This is a genomic window from Paenibacillus sp. 01T422, assembly GCF_056398785.1.
In genome coordinates, this window is the sequence record NZ_JBFTQB010000428.1 from 1 (window position 1) to 5,284 (window position 5,284).

5 protein-coding genes are annotated in these 5,284 nt (G+C 47.4%); 1 reads left to right on the forward strand and 4 read right to left on the reverse strand.

The window, feature by feature from the left end; translation table 11 throughout:
• The 3 genes from AC1DUA_RS22100 to AC1DUA_RS22110 form a co-directional block, all read right to left on the reverse strand.
• A partial coding sequence (locus tag AC1DUA_RS22100; RefSeq protein ID WP_477501829.1) for an SLOG family protein occupies positions 1-133 on the reverse strand: 133 nt, incomplete at its 3' end.
• A gap of 78 nt (positions 134-211) precedes the next feature.
• Positions 212-1,252 carry a dienelactone hydrolase family protein gene (locus AC1DUA_RS22105; RefSeq protein ID WP_477501825.1) on the reverse strand — a complete coding sequence of 347 codons (1,041 nt, stop codon included), beginning with the start codon at positions 1,250-1,252 and terminating at the stop codon, positions 212-214.
• 22 nt (positions 1,253-1,274) lie between these two features.
• Positions 1,275-2,558, reverse strand: a complete 1,284-nt coding sequence (locus tag AC1DUA_RS22110) for a Gfo/Idh/MocA family protein (protein ID WP_477501826.1) — start codon at positions 2,556-2,558, stop codon at positions 1,275-1,277.
• Between the two features lie 160 nt (positions 2,559-2,718).
• On the opposite strand from AC1DUA_RS22110, the gene AC1DUA_RS22115 reads away from it, so the two are divergent.
• Positions 2,719-3,543, forward strand: a complete 825-nt coding sequence (locus AC1DUA_RS22115; protein ID WP_477501827.1) for a helix-turn-helix transcriptional regulator — start codon at positions 2,719-2,721, stop codon at positions 3,541-3,543.
• A gap of 790 nt (positions 3,544-4,333) precedes the next feature.
• Here AC1DUA_RS22115 and uxaC read toward each other — a convergent pair.
• On the reverse strand, positions 4,334-5,284 hold a 951-nt coding region (gene uxaC / locus AC1DUA_RS22120), incomplete at its 5' end, for a glucuronate isomerase (protein WP_477501828.1).

A 5,284-nucleotide genomic window follows, 5' to 3' on the forward strand; every position in this document is an offset into this window, starting at 1 on the left:
ATTCAAGCCCCTCTTCAATCAGCGGAGAGAGTCTTTTCTGGATCGCCTTTTTAATAATCGAGATACCTGGATGTTTTAATGAAAAAATGCCTAGCTCTGATGCTTTATATCCGGTAATTAATATTCTTTTCAAAAGAAGCACACCACCTTGTTAACTCTCCCTAAAGGGTAGCATAGAAAGATAGCGATAGAAAGCAAAAAGAGCCGCCGGTTAACAACCGGACAACTCTTTACTCATAGCCTCAACCAGCCAAGGATAGGCCTGGCTCCCATTCACTTCGTGCTTACCTTCGTACAAATGGTACCCCAACCGCTCAGCCGCACCAAGTTTCGTGTACTCGCCCTTCAAATGCTCAATCGCCACTTCCACCGTTGCAACCGGGAAAATACGATCCTGCTTGCCAGAAGCAATGAATAACGAACGTGGTGCAATCAGACCTATTAATTCAGGCAGCTCCGCATAGGCCAGCGCGCCTGGCAAATAGTTGTCAATGCAGTGCCGAACATGCATAATACTGCCCTTGAACGTATTAGTAAAGGCACATAACACGGTAGCCTTGACGCGTTCATCCAGCGCCGCTATGTAAGCAGCAATTAAAGCGCCACCTGAGAAGCCAAAGCAGCCTACGCTGTCGCCTTCGACATCCTCACGTGTCAGCAAATAATCAATGGCTCGCTGCGCTTCCTGCATGCGCAGCCCTGCCAGTGATATGCCGTAGAGCATCAGATGGGCAGCAAGCGCTTGGCAAGAGGAGTTGCCAACTTTTCCATCCTTCAGCTCTTCAGCTAATCGCCGATCACCGAAACCGATAATTTCCGGCACCATGACGATAAAGCCGCGCCTCACTAATTCAAGCGCATAATTGCCATGGGAATCCGGTTCTCCGGTATTTTCGGTGCCATCAGCATGCATGCCGGATATCTGCCTACTGCCGTAGCCATGCCCATGTAGGGCAAGGACTGCGGTTGACCGCTCTTTTTTACCCTTGGGGATCAGCACGTAAGCAGGGACACGGAATCCCGACACGGTTCCAAATTCGACTCGTTCCTGAATATGATCATCCCGTTCGATACGCTCGAGAAGAACAGGGCGAAGCTCATCCTTCGTCATCCATCCTATCTGCAAAGAACTGGCCAGCCCTTGCTTAAGCCTTTCCCTGGTCTGCTCAGCACTCTCTTCCATCTGCTGCTCTAGACGTTTCTGCTCATAGGAGAGATAGAGATTCTCCATGATCGCATCTGGATTCCACATACCGTCACCTCACCCTTATTTGCTAAAAAGTGACTAACTTATCTACAGCAACGGGTTGTCCTGTGCGTAGTGAAATATTGCCCGCGATGCCTGTAAGAATGGACATAGCTCCGTCTACGTGAGAGGCTGCTCTTTGGAAGCGATCGTCAGATGCTTTTTCGAAAATATCGCGAAGCAGCACCGGGTCTCCGCCACCGTGACCGCCAACGCCTTCTTCGATTTGAACCTGATAAGGCGCTGCGAACATAGGGAACACTTTGATCGTTTTCTCCTTCAAAGCACCTTCATCTTCTTTTTTGCCGCCGGAATTGACATACGATTGCTCAACGACTTTCATCTCTATACGGCCTTTGCTGCCGTTAATGTGCACATTGAAGCCTTCCCATGGCATATAAGCATTCAAAGAATAGGTTAGAATTGCTTTATTTTTGTAGCGAACCATAACGCCCATCGTGTCCTCGATATTAATACCGTCACCAAAGACGCTTTGATCGCGCTGGTAGCCATCTTCATGCTCCGCATTTAAATATAAGCCTTTGAGATGCTCGTTTTTGTCCAAATGCAGTGCAAAAGGGTCATCCTTCGCATTTTCGTTGCCTGTTGCGCGTTGATAGAACTTGGTCTCGCCGCGTTTCTCCGCATTTTCTCTGCCGTAGAACATCAATCCACCCATTGCATAAACGGTTTCAGGACGCGTTCCCAGCCAGAAGTTCACAAGGTCGAARTGATGCGTCGATTTGTGCACGAGCAGACCGCCGCCATTGCGCTTATCCCGATGCCATCTGCGGAAATAGTCCGCGCCATGCTGGGTGTTAAGCAACCATTCAAAATGCACGGAGTGCACGTCGCCGATTGTTCCATCCATGATCAACTCACGGATTTTCGTATTGTGCGGTGCATAACGATAATTGAAGGTTACGCGAAGCTGACGACCTGTCCGCTTGATTGCATCAAGAATCTCTTGACATTTCTCTTCATCCACTGTCATCGGTTTCTCCGAAATTACATCGCAACCCAGTTCCATCGCTTTAATAATGTACGTATGATGCGTGCGGTCAACGGAAGTTACAATCACATAATCCGGCTTTTCTCTGCGGATCATCTCTTCGAATTCATGCGCTTTATAAGTTGGTACAGCCTTATATTCATATTTCTTTTGCAGCAAACCGTTTGTAAAGTCCATTCTTGTTTGATTAATATCGCAGATTGCTACCAACTCAGATGTATCTTGGAAATCTCTTACAATAGCGCCATAGAAAAATTCGGCCCGTCCTCCGGTGCCGACGACTGCATAACGTTTTTTCATAACCGGTTAAGCCCCTCTCGAGAATAAGTTTTCTTACCTCAAGATTAATACAATATTTGCTGCGTTTCTAATCAAATCTTATCTAATGTCTTTCATTCTTTGCATATTTTGCTATAATAACAGTACATTTTAGTTTGATCTGATCGAAGAGGTGTTCCTTGTGATCCAATATGAAATCGAAAGACTGCGCAGAGATCGTCCCTACTCCATGCAGGTGAATCATTTCCATGATCATTATGAAATCTATTATTTGCTAAGTGGTAAACGCTACTACTTTATACAAGACCGCTCGTACTTCATTCAAGAAGGCGACCTCGTTTTTATCGATAAAAATCAGCTGCACAAAACCCGAAATGTCGACGCGGAGGCTCATGAGCGCATTTTGCTCAGCTTCGATGACAGGTGGATTCGCTCCATCGGGGAAGATGCGTCCACGCACTTGCTGGTGCCTTTCGTGCAAAAACAGCATGTATTCTCTCTGAGCGGTACGAATCGTACCGTAGTTGAGAATCTGCTGTTCCAAATGCTCCGCGAACAGCAGCAGGCACTCGGTGGATGGCAATTAAACAGCCGCGCTCTGTTTACGCAGTTGTTGATCTTCTGCTCGCGCCTTACTGATAAGATCAGCACGGCTCAAGATCACGCACCGCAATCCCACAATCCCAAGATTTTTGAGATTGTGGCCTTTATCAACGAGCACTACCGGAATCGGCTGACGCTAGCTTCGATCTCGGAGACATTTTATATCAGTCCCAGCTATTTTTGCCGCTCATTTAAAGAGACGACGGGTTTCTCGTTCGTTGAATATTTGAACAATGTGCGGATTCGGGAAGCTCAGCGGCTGCTAAGAGAAACGAAGCTGAAGGTGATTCACATTGCGGAGCAATCGGGCTTCGATAGTGTCGCCCATTTCGGCCGCGTATTCAAGCAGGTCACCTCGCAGACGCCGCTTGAGTGTCGGAAGTTGATGCGGCTTAGCCAGTAGTGGGTGGGAGGCTTGCGTTGGATGCGAATAGATGGGATTTGACAGGGATAGTTGGGGATTTGAGGGGATTAGAGGGAAAAAGTGTTGTTAATTTTCCATGTCGAGTATGGTAATGCAATTTAGAGGAAGATTCTACCTTTAATTCGATATAAATGCTGTGATTTGAGGTTATACGGCTGAATTAGCTGCAGGAATTTCTGCTAATTGGGATTAACTGGTGAAATCACATTGAATAACAGGAGGAATTCCTGTTATTCAGACTGCGCATGGTGACTGACGCGGGTATTGGTAGATGCTACTTGAGAGTAGGACTTGTGACTAGTTGGTGGTGTGACTTTCGCTCGTGATTGGTGACTGGTACTGCTATTGGTGGATGCTACTTGAGAGTATGGCTTATGACTAGTTGGTGGTGGAGGTCCTGCGCTCGTGATTGGTGACTGATGCTGTTGTTGGTGGATGCTACTTCAGAGTAGGACTTGTGACTAGTTGGTGGTGGAGGTCCTGCGCTCGTGATTGGTAACTAACCGGTTACCGTGGATGCTACTTGAGAGATGACGGTTTATGTCTAGTTGTTTTGGGTTGGCTGTTTTGGGTCGGCTGTTTTGGATCAGTTGTTTTAGGTCAGTTGTTTTTTGCGGCGGCTGGGTTCTGCTTACTTGTTGCAGGTTGGCATAACCGCCAGTTCGCGCTCCATACCTCGCCGCGCTGATCCCACGCCTGCCCCACAAGCGCGCCCACAAAAAAAAGGCTCCCCACAAGTATAACTCTACCTGTGGAAAGCCTTTATCATTTAAAACCCAAAATATTGTTTCGCGTTATCGTAGGAGATACCTTGAACCAATTGCTTGAGCAACTGCTCATCGTTCGGGAACTCGCCATCTTCAACCCACTCGCCAAACATGTTGCACAGAATTCTGCGGAAATAATCATGCCGCGTGTACGACAAGAAGCTTCTGGAGTCTGTCAGCATTCCGACGAAACGGCCAAGCAATCCGAAATTGCCGAGCGATTTCATCTGCGAAACCATGCCGTCTTTCGTATCGTTAAACCACCAAGCGGCGCCAAGCTGAATTTTGCCCGGGATACCGTCGCCTTGGAAGCTACCCATCAGCGAAGCAAGAATTTCATTGTCACGCGCATTCAATGAGTAAAGAATAGTTCTTGGCAGCGAATCTGCAACAGCCAGAGAAGATAACAATCCAGTAAGCGCGCTCGCTACAGGGCTATCGTTGATGGAGTCGAATCCAGTGTCCGGACCCAGTGTTGCAAAAGCTTGTCCATTATTGTTACGGGACGCGTTGATATGGTACTGCATCGCCCAATCCAGCTTTTTATAAACGCCGCCTAGGAACAATAAAGTGAAGGCTTTATACTTTTTCTCGTCTTCCAGACTAACTGCTTTACCAGCCAAGGCCGATTTGAAAATCTGTTCAACTTCATCTTTGGTCGCCACCGCAAAAGGCACGTAGTCCAACGCATGGTCAGACACTTTACAGCCAACGGAATTAAAGAATTCAGCTCTGCTCTCAAGTCCTGCAAGCAGGTCGTCGTAAGAAGAGATCGTGATGTCTGCCGCTTTTTCCAGTTGAGCGATCCACGGAAGGAATGTAGCTCGGTTAATTTCGAGCGCTTTGTCAGGACGGTAAGACGGCAGCACTTGGGTTTGGAAATCTTTGATTTCCTTGATTTTGATGTGATACTCCAAGGAATCAATCGGATCATCCGTCGTGCAGATTACCGT